23 protein-coding genes are annotated in these 22686 nt (G+C 65.9%); 3 read left to right on the top strand and 20 right to left on the bottom strand.

The genetic code is table 11. The features are described 5' to 3' along the window. Positions 1–20: 20 nt before the first annotated feature. Positions 21–986: a DMT family transporter gene (locus A9Z05_RS08135; protein ID WP_069617655.1), complete on the top strand. Its 966-nt coding sequence runs from the start codon at positions 21–23 to the stop codon at positions 984–986. Positions 987–1027: 41 nt separating this feature from the next. On the opposite strand, the gene A9Z05_RS08140 is transcribed toward A9Z05_RS08135, so the two are convergent. Next, positions 1028–1351, bottom strand: a complete 324-nt coding sequence (locus tag A9Z05_RS08140) for an RnfH family protein (protein WP_034207647.1) — start codon at positions 1349–1351, stop codon at positions 1028–1030. A gap of 4 nt (positions 1352–1355) precedes the next feature. Further along, the gene (locus A9Z05_RS08145; RefSeq protein WP_006478512.1) at positions 1356–1793 is read right to left on the bottom strand and encodes a type II toxin-antitoxin system RatA family toxin; all 438 of its coding nucleotides are present in this window, start codon (positions 1791–1793) and stop codon (positions 1356–1358) included. A 99-nt stretch (positions 1794–1892) separates the two neighbouring features. Here A9Z05_RS08145 and smpB point away from each other — a divergent pair, with 99 nt between their 5' ends. Then, the gene (smpB, locus tag A9Z05_RS08150) at positions 1893–2339 is read left to right on the top strand and encodes an SsrA-binding protein SmpB (RefSeq protein ID WP_006478511.1); all 447 of its coding nucleotides are present in this window, start codon (positions 1893–1895) and stop codon (positions 2337–2339) included. A 157-nt stretch (positions 2340–2496) separates the two neighbouring features. On the opposite strand, the gene A9Z05_RS08155 is transcribed toward smpB, so the two are convergent. From A9Z05_RS08155 to ppsA, 3 genes are all read right to left on the bottom strand, one after another. Continuing rightward, on the bottom strand, positions 2497–3432 hold the full coding sequence (locus A9Z05_RS08155; RefSeq protein ID WP_059573709.1) for an SPFH domain-containing protein: 936 nt from the start codon (positions 3430–3432) through the stop codon (positions 2497–2499). A gap of 33 nt (positions 3433–3465) precedes the next feature. Continuing rightward, a complete protein-coding gene (locus tag A9Z05_RS08160; RefSeq protein WP_069617656.1) occupies positions 3466–3900 on the bottom strand; it encodes an NfeD family protein in 435 nt (144 codons plus the stop codon). Positions 3901–4108: 208 nt separating this feature from the next. Next, the gene (ppsA, locus tag A9Z05_RS08165; protein ID WP_069617657.1) at positions 4109–6508 is read right to left on the bottom strand and encodes a phosphoenolpyruvate synthase; all 2400 of its coding nucleotides are present in this window, start codon (positions 6506–6508) and stop codon (positions 4109–4111) included. A gap of 375 nt (positions 6509–6883) precedes the next feature. On the opposite strand from ppsA, the gene A9Z05_RS08170 reads away from it, so the two are divergent. Then, on the top strand, positions 6884–7699 hold the full coding sequence (locus A9Z05_RS08170; RefSeq protein WP_006483812.1) for a pyruvate, water dikinase regulatory protein: 816 nt from the start codon (positions 6884–6886) through the stop codon (positions 7697–7699). A 100-nt stretch (positions 7700–7799) separates the two neighbouring features. Here the strand turns inward: A9Z05_RS08170 and A9Z05_RS08175 are convergent, their stop codons facing one another. The 15 genes from A9Z05_RS08175 to tsf all read right to left on the bottom strand — a co-directional run bounded on the left by A9Z05_RS08175 (position 7800) and on the right by tsf (position 22535). Continuing rightward, positions 7800–8582: an RNA methyltransferase gene (locus tag A9Z05_RS08175; protein ID WP_069617658.1), complete on the bottom strand. Its 783-nt coding sequence runs from the start codon at positions 8580–8582 to the stop codon at positions 7800–7802. Further along, positions 8579–9223 (bottom strand): ribonuclease HII, encoded by a 645-nt coding sequence (rnhB, locus tag A9Z05_RS08180; RefSeq protein ID WP_069617659.1) that lies wholly within the window; start codon positions 9221–9223, stop codon positions 8579–8581. The genes A9Z05_RS08175 and rnhB overlap by 4 nt, the downstream gene beginning before the upstream one ends. After that, on the bottom strand, positions 9220–10389 hold the full coding sequence (gene lpxB, locus A9Z05_RS08185) for a lipid-A-disaccharide synthase (RefSeq protein WP_069617660.1): 1170 nt from the start codon (positions 10387–10389) through the stop codon (positions 9220–9222). Before lpxB ends, rnhB begins: the two co-directional genes overlap by 4 nt. Before the next feature lie 3 nt (positions 10390–10392). Further along, complete coding sequence (gene lpxA / locus A9Z05_RS08190) at positions 10393–11181, bottom strand: acyl-ACP--UDP-N-acetylglucosamine O-acyltransferase (RefSeq protein ID WP_050012895.1); 789 nt, start codon at positions 11179–11181, stop codon at positions 10393–10395. A gap of 67 nt (positions 11182–11248) precedes the next feature. Further along, a complete protein-coding gene (fabZ, locus tag A9Z05_RS08195) occupies positions 11249–11716 on the bottom strand; it encodes a 3-hydroxyacyl-ACP dehydratase FabZ (RefSeq protein WP_006495559.1) in 468 nt (155 codons plus the stop codon). Positions 11717–11845: 129 nt separating this feature from the next. Next, positions 11846–12925: a UDP-3-O-(3-hydroxymyristoyl)glucosamine N-acyltransferase gene (gene lpxD / locus A9Z05_RS08200; RefSeq protein ID WP_069617661.1), complete on the bottom strand. Its 1080-nt coding sequence runs from the start codon at positions 12923–12925 to the stop codon at positions 11846–11848. Between the two features lie 16 nt (positions 12926–12941). Further along, positions 12942–13439, bottom strand: coding sequence for an OmpH family outer membrane protein (locus A9Z05_RS08205; protein WP_048248617.1), 498 nt, complete (start codon positions 13437–13439; stop codon positions 12942–12944). Positions 13440–13503: 64 nt separating this feature from the next. Further along, positions 13504–15813 carry an outer membrane protein assembly factor BamA gene (bamA, locus tag A9Z05_RS08210; RefSeq protein ID WP_069617662.1) on the bottom strand — a complete coding sequence of 770 codons (2310 nt, stop codon included), beginning with the start codon at positions 15811–15813 and terminating at the stop codon, positions 13504–13506. A gap of 61 nt (positions 15814–15874) precedes the next feature. Next, entirely contained in the window at positions 15875–17248 is a 1374-nt protein-coding gene (gene rseP / locus A9Z05_RS08215; protein ID WP_069617663.1) for an RIP metalloprotease RseP, read from the bottom strand. A gap of 11 nt (positions 17249–17259) precedes the next feature. Then, positions 17260–18456: a 1-deoxy-D-xylulose-5-phosphate reductoisomerase gene (locus A9Z05_RS08220; RefSeq protein ID WP_069617664.1), complete on the bottom strand. Its 1197-nt coding sequence runs from the start codon at positions 18454–18456 to the stop codon at positions 17260–17262. Positions 18457–18471: 15 nt separating this feature from the next. Beyond that, positions 18472–19293, bottom strand: coding sequence for a phosphatidate cytidylyltransferase (locus A9Z05_RS08225; protein WP_069617665.1), 822 nt, complete (start codon positions 19291–19293; stop codon positions 18472–18474). After that, positions 19287–20069 carry a polyprenyl diphosphate synthase gene (uppS, locus tag A9Z05_RS08230; protein WP_034188847.1) on the bottom strand — a complete coding sequence of 261 codons (783 nt, stop codon included), beginning with the start codon at positions 20067–20069 and terminating at the stop codon, positions 19287–19289. The genes A9Z05_RS08225 and uppS overlap by 7 nt, the downstream gene beginning before the upstream one ends. Positions 20070–20118: 49 nt before the next feature. Then, entirely contained in the window at positions 20119–20679 is a 561-nt protein-coding gene (gene frr / locus A9Z05_RS08235; RefSeq protein WP_006478492.1) for a ribosome recycling factor, read from the bottom strand. 104 nt (positions 20680–20783) lie between these two features. Then, positions 20784–21497 carry a UMP kinase gene (gene pyrH, locus A9Z05_RS08240; protein ID WP_006402648.1) on the bottom strand — a complete coding sequence of 238 codons (714 nt, stop codon included), beginning with the start codon at positions 21495–21497 and terminating at the stop codon, positions 20784–20786. Between the two features lie 156 nt (positions 21498–21653). Beyond that, the gene (tsf, locus tag A9Z05_RS08245; RefSeq protein WP_021159104.1) at positions 21654–22535 is read right to left on the bottom strand and encodes a translation elongation factor Ts; all 882 of its coding nucleotides are present in this window, start codon (positions 22533–22535) and stop codon (positions 21654–21656) included. Positions 22536–22686: the final 151 nt, after the last annotated feature.

The raw sequence follows: 22686 nt of genomic DNA on the forward strand, positions 1-22686 counted from the left end.
TCATTCGTTCGGAGCGGTCGATGCAGCGCGGCGTGGTGTACGGTGTCCTGGCAGGCGCCCTGTGGGGCATGGTGTTTCTCGTGCCGCGGCTGCTGACCGATTTCTCGCCGCTGCTGCTGAGCGCCGGCCGCTACACGATGTACGGCCTCGTGTCGCTCGTGGCCGCCTTGCCGGCCGCGCGCTCGCTGCTCGCCCGGCTGACCCGCGAGGATCTCGTCGCCCTCGTGAGGCTCGCCGTCATCGGCAACGTCGCGTACTACATGCTGCTGTCCGGCGCCGTGCACCTGATCGGCATCGCGCCCAGCTCGCTGATCGTCGGCGTGCTGCCCGTGACCGTCACGCTCGCGGGCCTCGGCGACCACGGCGCCATGCCGCTGCGGCGGCTTGCCGCCCCGCTCGTGCTGGTGATCGCGGGCATCGTCTGCATCAACGTCGATCTGTTTACGTCCGAAGCCGCGCACGCGACGACGCTCGCCCAGAAGCTCGCGGGCATCGCCTGTGCGGTGGGCGCGCTCGCGAGCTGGACCTGGTATGCGGTGGCGAACACACGCTACCTGCAGCGCCATCACCACTTCGGCGGCAACGAATGGTCGGTGCTGTGGGGTGTCGTGACGGGCCTGATCGGCGGGCTCTGCTGGCTGGCGATCCTCGCGCTGCCGGCCGGCACCGTGCAGGCGGCCGTGCCCGCATCGCGCTGGCAGTTGTTCTGGCTGCTGAACCTCGTGCTCGCGATCGGCGCGTCGTGGCTCGGCAACGGGCTGTGGAACGCCGCGTCGAAGCGGCTGCCGCTGACGCTATCGGGTCAGTTGATCGTGTTCGAAACCGTGTTCGCGATGCTGTACGCGTTCGTGTACGACCGGCGGATGCCGCATGCGCTCGAGATCGCCGCGCTCGTGCTGCTGCTCGCCGGCGTATACGGCTCCGTGCGAAAGCATGGCGACACGCCGGGCGGCGCGCCGACAAACGCAAACGCCGCGGCCCACTGAGCGCCGCGGCGTTTGACCGCCCCGTCAGCGCGAACGACGCGTCAGCGCGCGTCCTTGTGCATCCACTTGCGGCCCTCGATCGAACCGTCGCGGCGGGACTTGTCGACGCGCCGCTGGCGCGCGAGCTTCGGATCGACGATCAGCGGACGGTAGATCTCGACGCGATCGTGGTCGACGAGCGGCGTATCGAGCGGCGCGAGCTTGCCGTACACGCCCGTCTTCGCGTGCGCGAGATCGATCTCCGGGTGCAGCGCGAGCACGCCGCTCGCGTCGATGGCCGAGCGCACGGTCGCCCCTTCGGGCAGCGACAGCGGAATCAGCGTCTGGCGATCCGGCAGTGCATAGCAGACTTCGATCGACAGCATCGCGTCACCCCTTTCCGTAGCGCTGGTCCGCGCGCTTCACGAACGAATCGACGAACGTGTTCGCGATGTGGCTGAACACCGGCCCGATGATCTTCTCGAGCAGGATGCTCGAAAACTCGTAGTGCAGCGCGAATTCGATCTTGCACGCATCGGCGCGCAGCGGGATGAAGCGCCACGAACCCGTGAACTTCTTGAACGGCCCGTCCGCGAACTCCATGTCGATGCGTGTCGGACGCTGCTGCGTGTTGCGCGTCGCGAAATGCTGCTTGATACCCTTGAAGTTGATGTCGATGCGCGCTTCCATCCCGCTCTCGTCCTGACGGCGAACCTCGACACCGCCGCACCAGGGCAGGAAATTGGGGTAGTCGGCCACGTCGGTGACGAGGTCGAACATCTGTTCCGCCGAGTGGCGGATCAATACGGTTTTCTGGACATCTGCCATAAATCGCGCGGCATCGCTGAAAGGGGGAACGCCAAGCCGGGCGATTCCCGCCCCGCTTTGCTAAAATCGTGATTTTAAACGAGTTGGCCCGATCCTTTCATGAGCATCATCGACAACAGGAAAGCGCACTTCGATTATCACATCGAGGAACGCTACGAGGCGGGGCTCGTGCTCGAGGGCTGGGAAGTCAAGGCGCTGCGCGCCGGACGCGGCCAGATCAAGGAAGGCTACGTCGTGGTGAAGAACGCCGAGATCTTCCTGATCGGGACCCATATCAGCCCGCTGCCCGAAGCCTCGACGCACATCAAGCCCGACCCGGTCCGCACGCGCAAGCTGCTGCTGCACCGCGAGGAAATCAAGAAGCTGATCGGCAAGGTCGAGCAGCGCGGCTATACGCTCGTGCCGCTGAACTTCCACTACAAGGGCGGCCGCGTGAAATGCGACATCGCGCTCGCGAAGGGCAAGAAGCTGCACGACAAGCGCGAAACCGAGAAGAAACGCGACTGGGAACGCGAGAAGGCGCGCATCATGCGCGCCGGCACCTGACGCGCACGCCATCATCGCAAACGACACGGCCCGCTCGAAGCGGGCCGTGTTGCTTTGGACTACCTGAATCGCGCGTGCCGTTTGCCCGGCTGCGCGACGATTCGCCGCATGACGAGCGCAACGGGCGACCGCGCTGGCATCGGGCGGACCGTCGGGCTCAGCCCTTAGCGCCGGACGCCGCCCCCGCGCTCTTGACGATCGTCAGCGCCGACGAGATCGCGGTGCCGAGATCCGACAGGTTCGACGGCACGATCAGCGTGTTGCCTTGCTTCGCGAGATTCGCGAATGCGCCGACATACTGCTCGGCGACCTTCAGGTTCACCGCGTCCATCCCGCCCTGCGACTGGATCGCGCTCGCGATCTTCTGGATCGCCTGCGCGTTCGCCTCGGCCACCGCCAGAATCGCGGCGGCTTCGCCCTGCGCCTGGTTGATCGCGGCCTGCCGCTCGCCTTCGGACTTCTGGATCGCGGCTTCGCGCGCACCCGACGCGAGATTGATCTGTTCCTGCTTGCGGCCTTCGGATGCGGCGATCAGCGCGCGCTTTTCGCGCTCCGCGGTGATCTGCGCCTGCATCGCGTGCAGGATCTCCTTCGGCGGCGTCAGGTCCTTGATCTCGTAGCGCAGCACTTTCACGCCCCAGTTCGCCGCCGCCTGGTCGAGCGCCGACACGATGTTGTGGTTGATGAAATCACGCTCCTCGAACGTCTTGTCGAGTTCGAGCTTGCCGACCACGGAGCGCAGCGTGGTTTGCGCGAGCTGGGTGATCGCCAGCACGAAGTTGCTCGATCCGTAGGACGCCTTCATCGGATCGGTTACCTGGAAGTACAGCACGCCGTCGACCTGCAACTGCGTGTTGTCGCGCGTGATACAGACCTGGCTCGGCACGTCGAGCGGAATTTCCTTCAGCACGTGCCGGTACGCGATGCGATCGACGAACGGCAGCACGATATTGAGACCGGGAGACAACGTCGCGTGGTAGCGCCCGAAGCGCTCGAGCACCCATGCATGCTGCTGCGGCACGATCTTCACCGTCTTCGACACGATCACGATCGCGATGACGAGCAGGACAACCCAGATGATCAGCGAATCCATGAAATATTCCCTCCTTGTTGTATCAGCGGACAATCAGCCCGCGGGTTTCGCCACGACCACGAGGCAATTGCCCCGCACGGCGCTGACCTGGTACACGTGCGCATCGTCGCGCTCGCCGTGCGCGAGCTCGACGTCCCAGTCGGCCCCGCGATACTGCACGCGCGCGCGGCCGTCACGCCACGCGTCGACCGTGACGGTCGAGCCGATATCGAGATTGACGTCGGGATTCGTCGACGTGTCGCGCTTCTGCTTGCGGCCGAGCCCCGAGCGGCGCAGTACGATCATCGCGACGATCGCGACCGCGGCCGCCGCGCCGAACTGCACGTGCGGCGCGAAACCGGCCAGTTGCAACAGTCCGCCCGCGAGAAAGCCGAGCGCGATCATCAGCAGGTAGAACGTGCCCGTCAGCAACTCCGCGACGACCAGCACGCCCACCCCGACCCACCAGAACAGATGCCCCGACATCATTGTGGTCTCCAGAAAAACGTCTCCGATGCTCACTCTATTCGCTGCGTGCACAACTGTACGAAGCGGTCGGCACGCTGGAGATCGCCGCGCGTACCGACGAAAAAAAACACCCCGGTGCTTACCGGGGTGTTTATAGCACGAACCTTGCATTTTGCCTTCAACGAAAGCACGGCGGACCGCCCTTTCGCCGAAGTTGCATGACCGACCGTTACTTGCGGTTGGCGAGCGCCTGCCACGTATCGATGATCGTGTCGGGGTTCAGCGAGATCGACACGATGCCTTCGTCGGTCAGCCATTGCGCGAAGTCCGGATGATCGGACGGGCCCTGGCCACAGATCCCGACGTACTTGCCCATCTTGCGGCAGGTATCGATCGCACGCTTCAACAGGAACTTGACGGCCGGATCGCGTTCGTCGAAGTCGACGGCCAGCAGTTCCATGCCCGAATCGCGGTCGAGGCCGAGCGTGAGCTGCGTGAGGTCGTTCGAGCCGATCGAGAAACCGTCGAAGTGTTCCAGGAACTCTTCGGCGAGGATCGCGTTGGTCGGGACTTCGCACATCATCACGAGGCGCAGGCCGTTTTCGCCGCGCTTCAGGCCGAACTTCTCGAGCAGGCCGACGACGCGCTCCGCCTGCTTCACGGTCCGCACGAACGGCACCATGATCTCGACGTTGGTCAGGCCCATCTCGTCACGCACGCGCTTCAGTGCACGGCATTCCATCTCGAACGCCTGCGCGAAGTCCTCGGCGATGTAGCGCGACGCGCCGCGGAAGCCCAGCATCGGGTTTTCCTCGTCCGGCTCGTAACGCGAACCGCCGATCAGCTTCTTGTACTCGTTCGACTTGAAGTCGGACAGACGCACGATCACGGGCTTCGGATAGAACGCCGCCGCGATCGTCGCGACGCCTTCCGTCAGCTTGTCGACGTAGAACTGACGCGGCGACGCGTGACCGCGCGCGACGCTCTCGACCGCCTTCTTCAGGTCCTGGTCGATGTTCGGATACTCGAGAATCGCCTTCGGGTGAACGCCGATGTTGTTGTTGATGATGAACTCGAGACGCGCGAGACCCACGCCGCCGTTCGGCAGTTGCGAGAAGTCGAACGCGAGCTGCGGGTTGCCGACGTTCATCATGATCTTGACCGGGATTTCCGGCAGTTCGCCGCGCTGCACCTCCGTGACTTCCGTCTCGAGCAGCCCGTCGTAGATCTTGCCTTCGTCGCCTTCCGCGCACGACACGGTGACGAGCGCGCCGTCCTTCAGCACGTCCGTTGCATCGCCGCAGCCGACGACTGCCGGCACGCCCAACTCACGCGCGATGATCGCCGCGTGGCAGGTACGGCCGCCACGGTTCGTGACGATCGCCGCCGCCCGCTTCATCACCGGCTCCCAGTTCGGGTCGGTCATGTCGGCCACCAGCACGTCGCCCGGCTGCACGCGTTCCATTTCCGACGGATCCTGGATCACGCGCACGGGGCCCGCGCCGATCTTCTGGCCGATCGCACGCCCCGTCGCGAGCACCTGCGACTGGCCCTTCAGCTTGAAGCGCTGCTCGGCCTTGCCGCTCGCCTGGCTCTTCACCGTTTCCGGACGCGCCTGCAGGATGAAGATCTTGCCGTCGCGGCCGTCCTTGCCCCACTCGATGTCCATCGGACGCTGGTAGTGCTTCTCGATGATGACCGCGTACTTCGCCAGCTCGATCACGTCTTCGTCGGTGATCGAATAGCGGTTGCGCTGCTCGTGCGGCACGTCGACCGTCTTCACGCGGCCCGGCTCGCCCGGCTGCGTGAATTCCATCTTGATCAGCTTCGAGCCGATCGAGCGACGGATGATCGGGTACTTGTCCTGCGCGAGCGTCGTCTTGAACACGTAGAACTCGTCCGGGTTCACCGCGCCCTGCACGACGGTTTCGCCCAGGCCGTAGCTCGACGTGATGAACACGGCGTCCTTGAAGCCCGATTCGGTATCGATCGTGAACATCACGCCGGCCGCGCCGACGTCCGAGCGGACCATGCGCTGCACACCGGCCGACAGCGCGACTTCGGCGTGCGTGAAGCCCTTGTGCACGCGGTACGAGATCGCGCGGTCGTTGTACAGCGACGCGAACACGTGCTTCATGCGGTCGAGCACGTCGTCGATGCCGACGACGTTCAGATACGACTCCTGCTGGCCGGCGAACGACGCGTCGGGCAGGTCTTCCGCGGTCGCGGACGAGCGCACGGCGAACGACAGTTCGTTCGGCGAGCCGTTCTTCAGCACGTCGAACTGCGCGCGGATTTCCTGCTCGAGGCGCGCCTGCAGCGGCGCGTCGACGATCCACTTGCGGATTTCGGCACCGGCTTCGGCGAGCGCCTTCACGTCGTCGATGTCGAGCGACTCGAGACGCTTGGCGATGCGATCGGTGAGGTCGTTGTGCTTGAGGAAATCGCGGAATGCGAGCGCGGTCGTGGCGAAACCGGTGGGTACGCGAACGCCTGCTTCGGAAAGCTGGCTGATCATCTCGCCGAGCGACGCATTCTTGCCGCCCACGATCTCCACATCGGTCATCCGCAACTGCTCGAACGGAATTACATACGCCTGGTCCTTTGCGACGTTTGCTGCGTTAGTCATACAAGCCCCTAAGTGTGAAAAAAATGCTCGATCGCGCAAGTGGGCTCGGACGCGGGCGCTTGCAAAAAGGCGCGGCGCGTCTTGCGCAACCTGTTAGATAAACACTCGCAGCGGCGAAAATCTTCCGACCCGATTTGCAAAAATCCCGGCAGAAGGGCGATATTTGCAGACAAATCGCCAGACTTGCCGGGAATTCTCGAATCTCGCGGCCAAGTCGCGGGCACCGTTCGCGCCCCGCCCCCGCAATTGCTTATCCAACAGGTTGCCGCTATTCTACCGTGCCGGCTGCCGGATGTGGCGCGACCTTGTCACTGGGTGTGGAGGCGTGCCTCCAGCCGCCCGCGCAACTGCCCTTCACGCTCGACGTCCAGATTCATGCTGCCTACCGTATTCATCGTCTCCGACGGCACCGGGATCACTGCCGAAACCTTCGCGCACTCGATCCTCTCCCAGTTCGACCAGAAATTCCGCCTCGTGCGCGTGCCGTTCGTCGACTCGCTCGACAAGGCCTATGCGACCGTCGAGAAGATCAACGAGGCCGCCGTGCACGACGGCCGCCGCGCGATCGTGTTCACGACGCTCGTCGACAGCGAGTCGAACGACATCGTCAAGCGCTCGAACGCGCTCGTGCTCGACATGTTCCAGCGCTTCGTCGAACCGCTCGAGCAGGAGCTGGAGCTCAAGTCGAGCCACGCGATGGGCCGCGGCCACCAGAATGCGGACACCGAGGAGTACAAGACGCGGATCGAGGCGATCAACTTCTCGCTCGCGCACGACGACGGCCAGTCGAACCGCAACCTGTCGGAAGCCGACGTGATCCTGGTCGGCGTGTCGCGCAGCGGCAAGACGCCGACGAGCCTGTACCTCGCGATGCAGTACGGCGTGAAGGCCGCCAACTATCCGCTGATTCCGGAGGATTTCGAACGCGGCAAGCTGCCGTCGGCGCTGTCGCCGTACAGCGAGAAGCTGTTCGGGCTGTCGATCGACCCGCAGCGCCTGTCGGAGATCCGCAACGAGCGCCGGCCGGGCAGCAAGTACGCGGCGCCCGAGAACTGCCGCTACGAGATCAACGAGGCCGAGGCGATGATGCGCCGCGAAGGGATCAAGTGGCTGTCGTCGACGCACAAGTCGATCGAGGAAATCGCGACGACGATCCTGCAGGAAATCCGCCTCGACCGGCAGTCGTACTGAGCGCGAGAGCGCAGGCGGCCGTCCGGCCGTCGCCGAAAACAACAAGGCCGCGTCGAACGCGGCCTTGTTTCGTTTTACCGCACATGCAACGCGTGCGGCGTCACGCCGGCCGCTGCTGCCGTACCTGCTCGAACAGGCACACCGCTGCCGCAGCAGCAACGTTCAGCGACTCCATCCCGCCCGGTTGCGGAATCGTCACCCGATGCGTGGCCGCGTCGCGCCAGAACGCCGACACGCCGGCGCCTTCGTTACCGAACACCCACGCGACGGGCCCCGACAGGTCGCAGTCGTAGACGGCCTGCGCGCCGTGCGAGTCGGTCAGCGCGACCGGTACGTCGAGGCGTTCGGCCAGCGCCGCCGCTTCGACGTCCTCATGGATCGACAACAGGAAATGCGCGCCCATGCCCGAACGCAGCACCTTCGACGACCACGCATGGGCCGTCCCCGGTGCGCAGAACACGTGACGCACGCCGGCCGCCGCCGCGCTGCGCAGGATCGAGCCGACGTTGCCGGCATCCTGCACGCCGTCGAGCACGACCGACGTATGCGTGACGCGCCCGGGCAGCGGTTGCGCCGGCCGGTCGACCAGCAGCAGGAAGCCGACGCCGTTGACGACGTTCGACAACTGCCCGAACAACGCGTCCGGCAGCGTGACGATCCGCTGCGCGTCGATGCGCGCGACGATCGCCTGCGCCTCCGCGTGGCCGAGCGCGCCTTCGGTCGTCACGCACAGTTCGGGCGCCGCACCCGTATCGAGGTACGCGCTCGCGAGGTGGAAACCTTCGAGCAGCGCCTGGCCGCTGCGGCGCTGATGGGGCGTCGAACCCGCGAGCGCCTTCAGGCGCTTGTACAGCGGGTTGTCGCGGGAAGTGATGCTTTTCATCGAATCAGGTCGAGCGCCTCGCGCACGGGGGCAAACGAGCGCCGATGCACTTCGCACGGGCCGTGCTCGCGCAGCGCGGCAAGATGTTTCGGCGTGCCGTACCCGGCATGCACGTTGAAGCCATATACGGGGAAGCGCTCATGCAGGTCGACCAGCATGCGGTCGCGCGTGACCTTCGCGAGGATCGACGCGGCCGAGATGCTCGGCACGAGCGCGTCGCCGCTGACGATCGCCTCGGCACGTACCATCAACGTCGGGCAACGGTTGCCGTCGATCTGCGCGAGCGTCGGCAGCACCGACAGCCCTTCGACCGCCCGTTTCATCGCGAGCATCGTCGCATGCAGGATGTTCAGCGTATCGATCTCGTCGACGCTCGCCGACGCGACGCAGTACGCGCGCGAACGCGCGACGATCAGGTCGTACAGCATGTCGCGCTTTTTCGCGGACAGCGCTTTCGAATCGTCGAGCCCGTCGATCGGCTGCGCCGGATCGAGAATCACCGCGGCGGCCACCACCGGCCCGGCGAGCGGGCCTCGGCCCGCTTCGTCGACGCCGCAGACGATCTCGTCCGGGCGGCTGAAGTCGAAACCGCCCTGCACGTCGCTCGGCGCGCGGCGGCGCGGTGCACGGACGGCGGTCATGCGCCCCCCTTGCGTTGTTCGAGCACGCGCACGACGGCCTCGGCCGCCTTCGCGGCCGTATTCTGCCGCAGCGACAGATGCATTTCGGTAAACACTTCGGTCAGCGTGCGGCGGTTCGCGTCGTCGCGCAGCTGTGTGAGCGTCGCATCGGCGAGCGCCTCGGGCGTCGCGAAATGCTGCAGCAGCTCCGGCACGACGAAGCGCCCCGCCAGGATGTTCGGCAAGCCGACATACGGCAGGTAGCCCTGCCGACGCATGATCTGCCCGGTCAGCCAGGGCACCTTGTACGAGATCACCATCGGCTTTTTCAGCAGCGCGGCTTCCAGCGTGACGGTGCCGCTCTTCACGAGGATCGCGTCGGCGGCCGTCATCGCGACCTGCGAACGGCCGTCGGTGATCGTCAGCGCGAGCTGCGGATGGGCGTCGACGAGCGGCTGCAGCAGTTCGCGCAGCGCGGGCGTCGCCGCCGGCATCACGAACCGCACACCGGGCTCGCGCTGCTGCATCAGCGCCATCGCCGCGAAGAACGTCGGGCCGATCAGCGCGATCTCCGAGCGCCGGCTGCCCGGCAGCACCGCGATCACGGGGCCGTCGGCCGGCAGACCCAGCGCGATGCGCGCGCCGTGCGTGTCGGGTTCGAGCGGAATGTCGTCGGCCAGCGGATGACCGACGTACGTCGATGCGACGCCAGCCTTGTCGAGGATCGCCGGTTCGAACGGGAACAGGCACAGCATGTGATCGACGGACTTCGCGATCTTCTTGATCCTGCCGCCGCGCCACGCCCAGATCGACGGGCACACGAAGTGGATCGACGGGATGCCCGCGTCGCGCGCCGCCTGTTCGACGCTGAAGTTGAAATCGGGCGCGTCGACGCCGATGAACGCATCCGGCCGCTCGGCGAGCAGCTGGCGCTTGAGTTCGCCGCGAATCCGCAGGATCTCGGGAATCTGGCCCAGCGCCTCGACATAGCCGCGCACGGTCAGCTTGTCCATCTGCCAGTGCGAGTCGAAGCCCTGCGCGATCATGCGCGGCCCGCCGATCCCGTAATACCGGGCCGCTTCGGGCAGTCGCTCGCGCAGCCCGCCGAGCAGCGACGCCGCGAGCAGGTCGCCCGACGGCTCGCCGGCCACCATCGCGAGCCGGAGCTGATGGGTCGTGAGCGGCATCGCTTAGCGGATGATGCCGCGTTGCGACGCGTCGATGAACTCGACGAGCGCCTTCACCGGTGCATCGCCGTCGCCGCCCGCTTCCGCGAGCTCGCGCAATTGCACCTTCGCTTCCTCGAGCGACAGGCCGTTCTTGTACAGCAAGCGGTACGCGCTGCGCAGCGCCGAGATCGCGTCGGCCGAGAAGCCGCGCCGGCGCAGCCCTTCGACGTTGATCCCGTGCGGCTCGGCCTTGTTGCCCGCCGCGATCACGAACGGCGGGATGTCCTGCACGAGCGCCGACGCGCCGCCCAGCATCGAATGCGCGCCGATGCGCACGAACTGGTGCACGCCCGACATGCCGCCGACGATCGCGAAATCGCCGATCTCGACGTGGCCGGCCATCTGCGCGTTGCTCGACAGGATCACGTTGTTGCCGACGCGGCAGTCATGACCGATATGCACGTAGGCCATGATCCAGTTGTCGTCGCCGAGCGTCGTCACGCCGACGTCCTGCACGGTGCCCGTGTGGATCGTCGTGAATTCGCGGATCGTGTTGCGGTTGCCGATCACGAGCTTCGTCGGCTCGTCCTTGTACTTCATGTCCTGCGGACGGCCGCCGACCGACGCGTAATGGCCGATGCGGTTGTCCTCGCCGAGCGTCGTATGGCCCTCGATCACGCTGTGCGAGCCGATCGTCGTGCGCGCGCCGATCGTGACGTGCGGGCCGACGATCGCGTACGGGCCGATCTCGACCGATTCGTCGATCTGCGCGCCCGGCTCGACGATCGCGGTAGGATGAATCCTGGTCATGCGCCGTTGCCTCTCGATATGATGTGTCGCGTTGCTCGCGTTATGTTATCCATGCGTGCCGCGTCGCTCAGGGCGCCGCGTCGGCCGTCTTGACCGTGCACATCAGTTCGGCTTCCGCCGCCACCTTGCCGTCCACTTCCGCCACCGCCTTGAATTTCCAGATGCCGCGGATGTAGCGCTCGAACGTCACGTTCAGGATCAGCTGGTCGCCCGGTTCGACCACGCGCTTGAAGCGGGCGCCGTCGATCCCGACGAAGTAGTACAGCGTGTTCTCCGGATCCTTCGGCTGCTCTTCCGCGAACGTCAGCAGCGCCGCGGCTTGTGCGAGCGCCTCGAGGATCAGCACGCCCGGCATCACCGGCCGCTTCGGGAAGTGCCCCTGGAAGAACGGCTCGTTGATCGACACGTTCTTCAGCGCTTTGATCCCTTTGTGCGGTTCGAGTTCGAGCACGCGGTCGACGAGCAGAATCGGGTAGCGATGCGGCAGCAGCGTGAGGATCTTGTGGATGTCGAGATTGATTTTTTCAGTGCTCATGATGGTTCGTCTCACGCAGAGGCTGCGCGGTGGTGATGCAAAGGCTGAAGCGGGCCGCCGCGCGGCCCAGTCTGGCAAACCGGGCCGGTTGCGCTGGCCGTGCCCGGTTCGTGGTCTCGCATGACGCGCTCAGGCGCCCGCGCCGCCCTGGGCGGCGAGCGCGGCTTCGAGCGCCTTGATGCGCTCGCGCAGCTTGTCGAGGTTGCGCACGAGCGCGGCGCTCTTGTTCCATTCGCCGTGGTCGACGGCCGGGAACGCGCTGGTATAGATGCCGGCCTTCGGCAGCGACTTCGATACGCCCGACTTCGCGGTAATGATGACGTAGTCGCCGAGCGTCACGTGGCCGGCGATCCCGGCCGCGCCGCCGATCATGCAATGGCGGCCGATCGTCGTACTGCCCGCGATGCCGGCGCTGCCGGCGATCACCGTGTACGCGCCGATCCGGCAGTTGTGGCCGATCTGCACCTGGTTGTCGATCTTCACGCATTCCTCGATGACGGTATCCGCCATCGCGCCGCGGTCGATCGTCGTGTTCGCGCCGATTTCGACGTCCGGGCCGATCGTCACGCCGCCGACCTGCGGGATCTTGACCCAGCTGCCGGTGCGCGCGTCGCCGTCGCCGACGAAATCCGGTGCGAAGCCGAAGCCGTCGGAGCCGATCACGGCGCCCGAATGGACGATCGCGCGCGGGCCGATCTTGCAGCCGTGGTACACCGATGCGTTCGGATAGAAATGCGAGCCGGCGCCGATCGTCGTGCCGCGGCCGACGAAGACGTTCGCGTCGAGCTGCACGCCGTCTTCGATCACCGCGCCGGCTTCGACCGTCACGTGCGGGCCGATCACCGCGGTCGCGGCGACCTGCGCGGCCGGATCGATCGTCGCGCTCGGATGCACGCCGGCCGCGCGCGGCGGCGTGGCGAGATCGATGAACATCTGCGCGACGCGCGCGAAATACGCGTACGGATTCGGCGTCACGATGAAATTGCGACCCTTCGCGGCCGCGCCCAGCTTTTCCAGATCCTTCGGCGCGATCAGCACCGCGCCGGCGCGGGTCGTGTCGACCTGCGACAGGTACTTCGGGTTCGCGAGGAACGCGAGCTGCTGAGGGCCTGCCTGATCGAGCGGCGCGAGGCCGCTGACCGTGCACTGGGCGTCGCCGGCGATCTCGCCGCCGAACCGCTTTACGAGTGCCTCAAGCGTCAATGCCATTCGTCGTCTGCTCCGTTCAGTTCGTCGAGCCGGACGCGAGCGCCTTGAGCACCTTGTCGGTGATGTCGATGCGCGGGCTGACGTACACGGCTTCCTGCACGATCAGGTCGTAATTCTGCTGCTCGGCGATCTGCTTGATGACCTTGTTCGCCCTTTCCAGCACGGCCGCCAGCTCTTCGTTGCGACGCTGGTTCAGGTCTTCGCGGAACTCGCGCTGCTTGCGCTGGAAGTCGGTGTCGAGCTGCGCGAGATCGCGCTGCTTCTGCGCGCGATCGGCCGCCGACAGCGACGTGCCGTTCTTGTCCAGCGAATCGGACATCGACTTCAGGCGCGCCGCCAGGTCCTGCAGATCCTTGTCACGCTTCGCGAACTCGGCTTCGAGCTTCGTCTGCGCCGCCTTCGCGGGCGCCGACTCGCGCAGGATCCGATCCGAATTGACCGCCGCGATGCGGGCGACGTCCTGTGCGTGCACCGTTGCCGCGCCCAAGGCCAGCGCAACGGTCAACGCGCACATCACTCGTTTCGAAAACTTACCGGTTAGCAAAATTACCCTCTCGTTGCTGTTGTCATGCGTTCGGTCAGAACGCCGTCCCGATCTGGAACTGGAATTTCTGGTACTGGTCGCCTTCGTGCTTCTGCAGCGGGAAGCCGAGGCTCAGCTTCAGCGGGCCGATCGGCGAGATCCACGCGAGACCCACGCCGTAGCCGTAGCGCAGGCCGTTGGCGCCCGTACTCGTGCCGCCCGGCGCGTTACCCCACACGTTACCGCCGTCGAGGAACGTGAACACGCGCAGCGTGCGGTCGTAGCCGGTACCCGGCAGCGGGAACGTCAGCTCGATGTTGCCGACCAGCATCTTCGAACCGCCGATCGGGTCGTTCGTCTTCGTGTCGCGCGGGCCCAGCGAGCTCGGCTCGTAGCCCCGCACGGAGCCGATACCGCCCGCGTAGTAGTTCTTGAAGATCGGGTACGGGTTGCCGATACCGTTACCGTAGCCGCCTTGCAGGTTCAGGCCCAGGATGAAGCCGCGCGAGAACGAATAGTAGTACTGCGCCTGCAGGTCCGCCTTGTAGTACTGGATCTTGCCGACCGGCACGCCGTACTCCATGTTCGCCTGCGTGAAGTAGCCGCGGCTCGGAATCAGCGCGCTGTCACGCGCGTCGCGCGACCATGCGACCGTCAGCGGCACCGTGTTCGACACGCGGCCGAACTGGTTCACGTAATCCTGGTAGCTCTGCGGCGTGTTCGAATCGACGTCGAGGCGGTTCTGCTCGAAGCCCGCGCCGAAGTAGACGGTGTCGACTTCCGAGAACGGAATGCCGAACTTCAGGTTGCCGCCCGCGCTGATGATCCGGAAGCTCGAGCTCGTCGAATAGTAAAGCGGCTGGTACGTGCGGTAGAACACGTCGGTGATCCGCTTGATGCCGTCGACCGTGAAGTACGGATCGACCTGCGTGACGGTCAGCGTGCGGTAGCTCTTCGCGGTGTTGACGTTCACCGACAGGCTCGTGCCCGAACCGAACACGTTGTCCTGCGACACGCCGGCCGACAGCACGACCTTGTCCGTCGACGAGAAGCCGGCGCCCAGCGTGATCGCGCCGGTCGGCTTTTCGTCGACCTTCACGTTCACGTCGACCTGGTCGTTCGTGCCTTCGACCGGCACCGTCGTCACGTCGACGTTGGTGAAGTAGCCGAGGCGGTTCACGCGGTCCTTCGACAGCGCGAGGCGGTTCGAGTCGAACCACGAGCTTTCGAGCTGGCGCATTTCGCGGCGCACCACTTCGTCGCGCGTGCGCGTATTGCCGACCACGTTGATGCGGCGCACGTACACGCGGCGGCTCGGATCGACGACGAGGTTCAGGTTCACCTTGTGGTTCGCCTGGTCGATGTCCGGCTGCGCGTTGACGGTCGCGAATGCGTAGCCGTATTCGCCGAGCTTGTCGACGATCGACTTGGTGGTCTGCTGCAGCTTTTCGGCCGAGAAGCGGTCGCCCGGCTTGATCTTGATCAGCTTGTTGAGTTCGGCCTCGCGATCGAGCAGGTTGCCCGACAGCTTGATGCCCGACACCGTGTACGGCTCGCCTTCATGCAGCGTGACCGTCAGGTACATGTCCTTCTTGTCCGGCGAGATCGACACCTGGGTCGACTCGATGTTGAACTCGAGGTAGCCGCGGTTCAGGTAGTACGAGCGCACGGCCTCGAGGTCGCCCGTGAGCTTTTCCTTCGAGTACAGGTCGTTCTTCGTGTACCAGGAGAACCAGTTCGGCGTCGACAACTGCATCTCGTCGCGCAGCGTGCTGGTGCTGAATGCCTTGTTGCCGATGAAGTTGATCTGGCGGATCTTCGCGCTCGGGCCTTCGGCGACCGCGAACAGGATCGACACGCGGTTCGCGTCGACCGGCGTGACCGTCGTCTTGACCTCGGCCGCATAGAAGCCGCGCGTCAGGTACTGGCGCTTGAGCTCCTGCTCCGCCTTGTCGACGAGCGCCTTGTCGTAGTAGCGGCCATCGGCCAGGCCGACCGCGCGCAGCGCCTTCGTCAGGTTGTCCTTGTCGAATTCCTTCGTGCCGGTGAAGTCGATCGACGCGATGGCCGGACGCTCCTGCACCTGCACGATCACGACGTTGCCCTGCGTGGCGATGCGCACGTCGTTGAAAAAGCCCGTCGCGTACAACGCGCGGATTGCTTCGGATGCCTTGTCGTCCGTGAAGGTATCGCCCTGCTTGATCGGCAGATAGGCGAACACCGAACCCGCTTCGACGCGCTGCAGCCCCTCGATCTTGATGTCTTGCACCACGAACGGTGCCGCTGCATGCGCCGCGAGGCCGTACGCGGCGAGCGCGGCCGCTGCAACTGTCTTAGGTACAAAGCGATGAGGTTTGAACAACATGCATCCCCAATATTTAGCTGCATCAAATCAGGCGGCTGACCACCGGCCGCCGCCTGACGCTTCAGAAATGGATTAACCGAGCCAGATCATTGAACAGCGCGATCGCCGACAACGCGACGATGCAGATCAACCCGGCTCTTTGCAGAATCAGCTGCCAGCGCTCCGAGACGGCTTTCCCGGTCGCGGCTTCAACCGCATAATATAACAGATGCCCCCCGTCCAAAACGGGAATCGGCAACAAGTTCAGGACGCCAAGGCTAATGCTGACAAGGGCGAGGAACGACAGGAAGGCCGACGGACCGAGCCGCGCGCTCTTGCCCGCGTAGTCGGCGATCGTCACCGGGCCGGACAGGTTCTTCAGCGACGCGTTGCCCGTGATCATCCGCCCGAACATCTTCAGCGAATACACGGAAATGTCCCACGTGCGATGCGCGCCGAGCCGCAGGCTCTCGATCGGCCCGTAGCGCACGTCCACCGATGGCGCGTGCATCGACAGCGCCGCGCCGATCCGGCCGACCTGCTGCCCCGATTCGTCGTCGCGCTGCATCTGCGGCACGATCGGCACCGTCTGCGCGGCGCCGTTGCGCTCGATCCGCAGCTCGAGCGGCTGGCCCGCACGGTGCTTCACCGCATCGATGAAGCGCGACGCGCCGCCGATCGGCTTGCCGTCGAGCGCGACCAGCTTGTCGCCGACCTTCAGGCCGGCCTGCTCCGCCGCGCTGCCCGGCTGCACCGACGCGACCGACAACGTGCCGCCGCCGGCCTCGAAACCCAGATGGGCCATGAAGTCGTCGTCGAGCTGGCTGTCGGGGACGTTGCGAAGGTCGACGCGGAAATCGAAGGTCGCATTGCCGTCACGCGCGCCGAGCACGACCTCGCGATGGTCGAACGCGGCCGACAGCAGCTTCCAGCGCAGGTCCGACCACGATCGCACCGGCTCGGACTCGCCGCCCTGCGCATTGCGGATCGACACGACCGTCTCGCTGCCGTCGAAGCCCGCACGGGCCGCCGCCGTGCCGGCGGCCGGCGGCGCGACGATCGCGGCCGGCTCGGTCACGCCGGTGGCGAATACCAGGGAAAACAGCGCGATTGCCAGCAGGAAGTTCGCAATCGGGCCGGCCGCGACGATCGCGATGCGCTTGTAGACCGACTGGCGATTGAATGCCTGGCCGAGCTCGTCGGGCGGAATGCCACCCGGGCCCGGATCGCGCTCATCGAGCATCTTCACGTAGCCGCCGAGCGGCAGCGCGGACAGCGTCCACTCGGTGCCCGTCCTGCGGCTGACCCAGCGCGCGACAGGCTGGCCGAAGCCGATCGAGAAACGCAGCACCTTCACGCCGCACCAGCGCGCGACGCGATAGTGTCCGTACTCATGCACGACGACCAGTACCCCGATCGCCACCGCAAACGCGACCAGTTCGACCAGCACGTTCATGAGCACCTCATTCAGACCGTACGCTCCACGCGTGGCGCAGGCGCTTTTGCAATGATCGCGGCGGCGAGGCGGCGAGCCTCGGCATCCGCCGCGAGGACGTCGTCGAGCCCGTCGGGCGCGCGGTTCGGCAGCGCGTTGAGCACCGCATCGACCGTCGCCGCGATCGCCATGAAGCCGATCCGGCGCTCGAGAAATGCTTCGACTGCCACTTCGTTCGCCGCGTTCAATGCGGCGCTCGCGATACCGCCCTCCTCGAGCGCCTTCAGCGCGAGCGCGAGGCACGGGAAGCGCGCGTAATCGGGCTTCTCGAACGACAGCTGGGCGATCTGCGCGAGATCGAGCTGGTCGACGCCCGCGTCGACGCGCTCGGGGAACGCGAGTGCATGTGCGATCGGCGTGCGCATGTCGGGGTTGCCGAGCTGCGCGAGCACCGAGCCGTCGCGGTACGACACGAGCGAATGGATCACGCTCTGCGGATGGATCAGCACGTCGATGCGGTCGCCCGGCAGCCCGAAGATCCAGTGCGCCTCGATCACCTCGAGGCCCTTGTTCATCATCGTCGCGGAATCGACCGAGATCTTGCGGCCCATCACCCAGTTCGGGTGCTTGCACGCCTCGTCCGGCGTCACGTCGACGAGCGTGGCCGGTTCGCGCGTGCGGAACGGGCCACCCGATGCGGTCAGGATGATCTTCGAGATCCCGCCGTGCTCGGCCGCGTCGCGCGGCATGCACTGGAAGATCGCGTTGTGTTCGCTGTCGACCGGCAGCAGGATCGCGCCATGGTCGCGCACGGCGTCCATGAAGATCGCACCCGACATCACGAGCGCTTCCTTGTTCGCGAGCAGGATCCGCTTGCCGGCGCGGGCGGCCGCCAGGCTCGGCGCAAGGCCGGCCGCGCCGACGATCGCCGCGACCACCGTGTCGCAGCCGTTGCTCTTCGACACGTCGACGAGCGCCTGCGGGCCGTGCAGCACGACCGTCTTGCTGCCCGCCGCGCGCAGTTTCGCGTCGACGTGCGCGGCCGTCGCGGCATCGCCGACCACCGCCACTTCAGGCGCGAAGCGCAGACACTGCTCGACGAGCTTGTCGCCGTTGCGGTGCGCGGTCAGCGCGTAGACCGAGAAGCGCTCGGGATGGCGCGCCACCACGTCGAGCGTGCTGTCTCCGATCGAGCCCGTGGAACCGAGCAATGTCAGACGTTTTTGCATAACAGAAATAATGGTTTAACCAAGCAGCAGCATCGCGAGCGGCAGCACCGGCAGCAGCGCGTCGACACGATCGAGCACGCCGCCGTGGCCCGGCAGCAGTCCGCTCGAATCCTTCACGCCCGCCTGCCGCTTCAGCAGCGACTCGAACAGGTCCCCGATCACGCTGTACGCGACCAGCAGCGTCAGCGCGGCCCACGCGCCGGGCATCCCGTAGCGCGCGGCGAATGCAGAAAACAGGGTCGGTTCGAACGCATGCATGGCCATCGCGACACCGCCGACGACCATCACCGCGAACCAGCCGCCGATCGCGCCTTCCCAGCTCTTGCCGGGGCTGATCGTGATGGCCAGTTTACGCTTTCCGAAGGCCTTGCCCGCGAAGTATGCGCCGATATCGGCCAGCCAGACGACCAGAAGCAGTGACAGCACGAACGGCACGCCCTGCGCGCGGGCTGCAACGAGCGCGTGCCAGCAGGCGGCGAACACGACAAGGCCGGCGGCCAGCAGGAACGGCCGCCAGACGCCGCCCGCGAGCGTGGGCTTGCGCCGCAGCGCGAACGGGCCGACCAGCAGCCAGAACACGCCGGCCGCCATGAAAAGGGGACGGGACGAAGCCGCATCGACGCCGAACGGGGCGGTGGCCCCGAGCGCGAGCGCCGCGACGCCCGCATAGACGATCGGAGCGGCACCACCGAGCTTCAGCAGGCGCGCCCACTCCCACGCGGCGAACACGAGAACGACGCCGATCAGCGCGCCAAACCCGGCGAGCGGCGCGAACAGCGTCACCGGCAGCAGCACCGCCAGCATCACGATCGCCGTGATCACACGGGTTTTCAGCATGAAAGGGAGTCGGCGTTCTGCGATTGCGGTTCGAGCTGTGCACTCGTGCGCCCGAAACGGCGCTCGCGCTCGGTATACGACGCCAGCGCGTCGGCCAGTGCCGCGCCGTCGAAATCCGGCCAGTACTTGTCGGTGAAATAGAATTCGGCGTACGCGAGCTGCCACAGCAGGAAGTTGCTGACGCGCTGCTCGCCGCCGGTACGGATGAAGAGATCGGGCTCCGGCGCGTAAGCCATTGCCAGGTGCGGCGCGAATGCGTCCTCGGTCACTTCGACCTCGCGACCTTCGCGCACCGCCTGCTCGACGAGTTTCTTCGTCGCCTGCAGGATGTCCCACCGGCCGCCGTAGTTGGCCGCGATGGTAAGCGTCAGACGGGTATTGCGCGCCGTCTTGGTCTCGGCGCGACGAATCAGCTCGCGGATGCGCGGCTCGAAACGGTCGAGATCGCCGACGACGCGCAGGCGGATCCCGTTCGCATGCAGCTTGCCCACTTCGCGCTCGAGCGCGGTGATGAACAGCCGCATCAGGAACGACACTTCGTCGTTCGGCCGACGCCAGTTTTCCGAACTGAACGCGAACAGCGTCAGGTATTCGACGCCGGCGCGCGCGCAGCCTTCGACCACCGCCCGCACGGCATCGACGCCGCGGGTGTGCCCCGCGACGCGCGGCAAGCGGCGTTCGGTCGCCCAACGGCCGTTGCCGTCCATGATGATCGCGATGTGACGCGGCACGACGCCGACGTCAGGCACGCGAACGGTAGAGCTGGTATAGGTCATGGCCGTTGAGACAGTAATGCGGGAAGAAGACGGCGCGCGAGGACGGTCGTCAGACCGTCATGATCTCGGCTTCCTTGGTCTGCACGAGCTTGTCGATTTCGGCAACGTGCTTGTCGGTCAGCTTCTGCACGTCGTCGCTCGCGCGGCGCTCGTCGTCTTCCGAGATTTCCTTGTCCTTCACGAGCTTCTTCAGCGCTTCGTTCGCGTCGCGGCGCAGGTTGCGGATCGCGACCTTGGCCGTTTCGCCTTCGCTCTTCACGACCTTGGTCAGCTCGCGGCGGCGCTCTTCCGTCAGCGCGGGCATCGGCACGCGGATCAGGTCGCCGGTCGTCGCCGGATTCAGGCCCAGATCGGCTTCGCGGATGGCCTTCTCGACCTTCGCGACCATGTTCTTTTCCCACGGCTGCACGCCGATCGTGCGCGCGTCGACGAGCGTCAGGTTCGCGACCTGCGAGATCGGCACCATCGAGCCGTAGTAGTCGACCTGCACGTGATCGAGCAGACCGGTGTGTGCACGGCCCGTACGGATCTTGGCCAGATCGTTCTTGAACGCTTCGATCGAGCGCTGCATCTTTTGCTCGACGCCCTTCTTCACATCAGCGACACTCATTTCAACCTCCGAACCTTCAAACCTTCAAAGAACGCGGGCCCCGCCCGACGCACGTCGCGCGCCGCGGCCGGCAACCCGCGCCGGTCGCCCGCATCCGCGGGAGTTTACACGTGGACGAGCGTACCTTCGTCCTCGCCCAGCACGATGCGCTTGAGCGCGCCCGGCTTGTTGATCGAAAACACGCGAATCGGCAGCTTCTGGTCGCGGCACAGCGCAAACGCCGTCGCGTCCATCACCTGCAGGTTGCGGCTGATCGCCTCGTCGAAGCTGATCGTCGTGTAGCGCGTGGCCGACGGATCCTTCTTCGGATCGGCAGAATATACGCCATCGACCTTGGTCGCCTTCAGCACGACTTCGGCGCCCACTTCCGAGCCGCGCAGCGCGGCGGCGGTATCCGTCGTGAAGAACGGGTTGCCGGTGCCGGCCGCGAAGATCACGACGCGGCCTTCCTCGAGCTGACGGATCGCGCGGGGCCGGATGTACGGCTCGACGACCTGGTCCATGCGCAGCGCGGACTGCACGCGCGCCTCGATGCCGGCGTGGCGCATCGCGTCCTGCAGTGCCAGCGCGTTCATCATCGTCGCCAGCATCCCCATGTAGTCGGCCGTCGCGCGATCCATGCCGGCCGCGCCGCCCGCGACGCCGCGGAAAATATTACCGCCACCGATCACGACCGCGAGCTGCGTCCCGAGACGCACGACTTCGGCGATATCGGCCACCATCCGTTCGATCGTCGCGCGATTGATGCCGAAGGCATCGTCGCCCATCAGCGCTTCGCCGGAGAGTTTGAGGAGGACGCGTTTATAGGCATTGGACATAGGGGCTTCCGAGCGACGAGAGGATGACAACCACGAACTGTAGGGGCGAAATACTGATTCGGGCAAGCGCCGACGACCGGACCGGGGTTCCCGGCCGGCCGGCGGCGCCGCCGGCCGCGGCGGAGCGGACGCCCCGCCGCGGATACTGCGAACTGCTTACTGCTGCTTGGCTGCTGCGACTTGCGCGGCCACTTCGGCGGCGAAGTCGTCCTGGCGCTTCTCGATGCCTTCGCCGACGACGAACAGCGCGAACTTCTGCACTGCCGCATTCGCCGCCTTCAGCATCTGCTCGATCGTCTGCTTGTCGTTCTTCACGAACGTCTGGTTCAGCAGCGACACTTCCTTCAGGTACTTCTGGACGCTGCCGTCGACCATCTTCGCGACGATTTCAGCCGGCTTGCCCGATTCGGCAGCCTTCTGCTCGGCGACGCGGCGTTCCGTCTCGATCAGTTCCGCCGGCACGTCGGCCGACGACAGCGCGACCGGCTTCATCGCGGCGATGTGCATCGCGACGTCCTTGCCGACCTGCTCTTCCGCGCCCGTGTACTCGACGATCACGCCGATACGCGCGCCGTGCAGGTACGTCGCGATCTTGTTCGCGGTTTCGAAACGGACGAAACGGCGGATCGACACGTTCTCGCCGATCTTGCCGATCAGCGCCAGACGCACTGCGTCGACGGTCGAGCCTTCGAGCGGCAGCGCCGACAGCGCGGCCACGTCGGCCGGGTTCTGCGTCGCGACGAGTTCTGCCACCGTCTTCGAGAACGCGAGGAAGTCGTCGTTCTTCGCGACGAAGTCGGTTTCGCAGTTCAGCTCGACCAGCGCGCCTGCGTTGCCGCCGACGAACGATGCGACGACGCCTTCTGCCGTCACGCGCGATGCGGCCTTGCTCGCCTTGTTGCCGAGCTTCACGCGCAGCAGTTCTTCAGCCTTGGCCAGATCGCCGTCGGCTTCCGTCAGCGCCTTCTTGCACTCCATCATCGGTGCGTCGGTCTTCGCGCGCAGTTCTGCCACCATGCTTGCGGTAATTGCCGCCATCATTCGCTCCTTGAGTCTGTATTCACAACGCCGCCCGCTTGGACGCGAACGGCCGAGATTCGTTTCCGGACCCGCGCCGATTCGGCGCGATCAGGTCCGGCGCACAAGCTTAAAAAAAGGGGGCCTGTTGAGAGCCCCCTTTTTGCGCCGG

The sequence above is a fragment of the Burkholderia sp. A2 genome, assembly GCF_001729305.1.
GTDB lineage: Bacteria > Pseudomonadota > Gammaproteobacteria > Burkholderiales > Burkholderiaceae > Burkholderia > Burkholderia sola.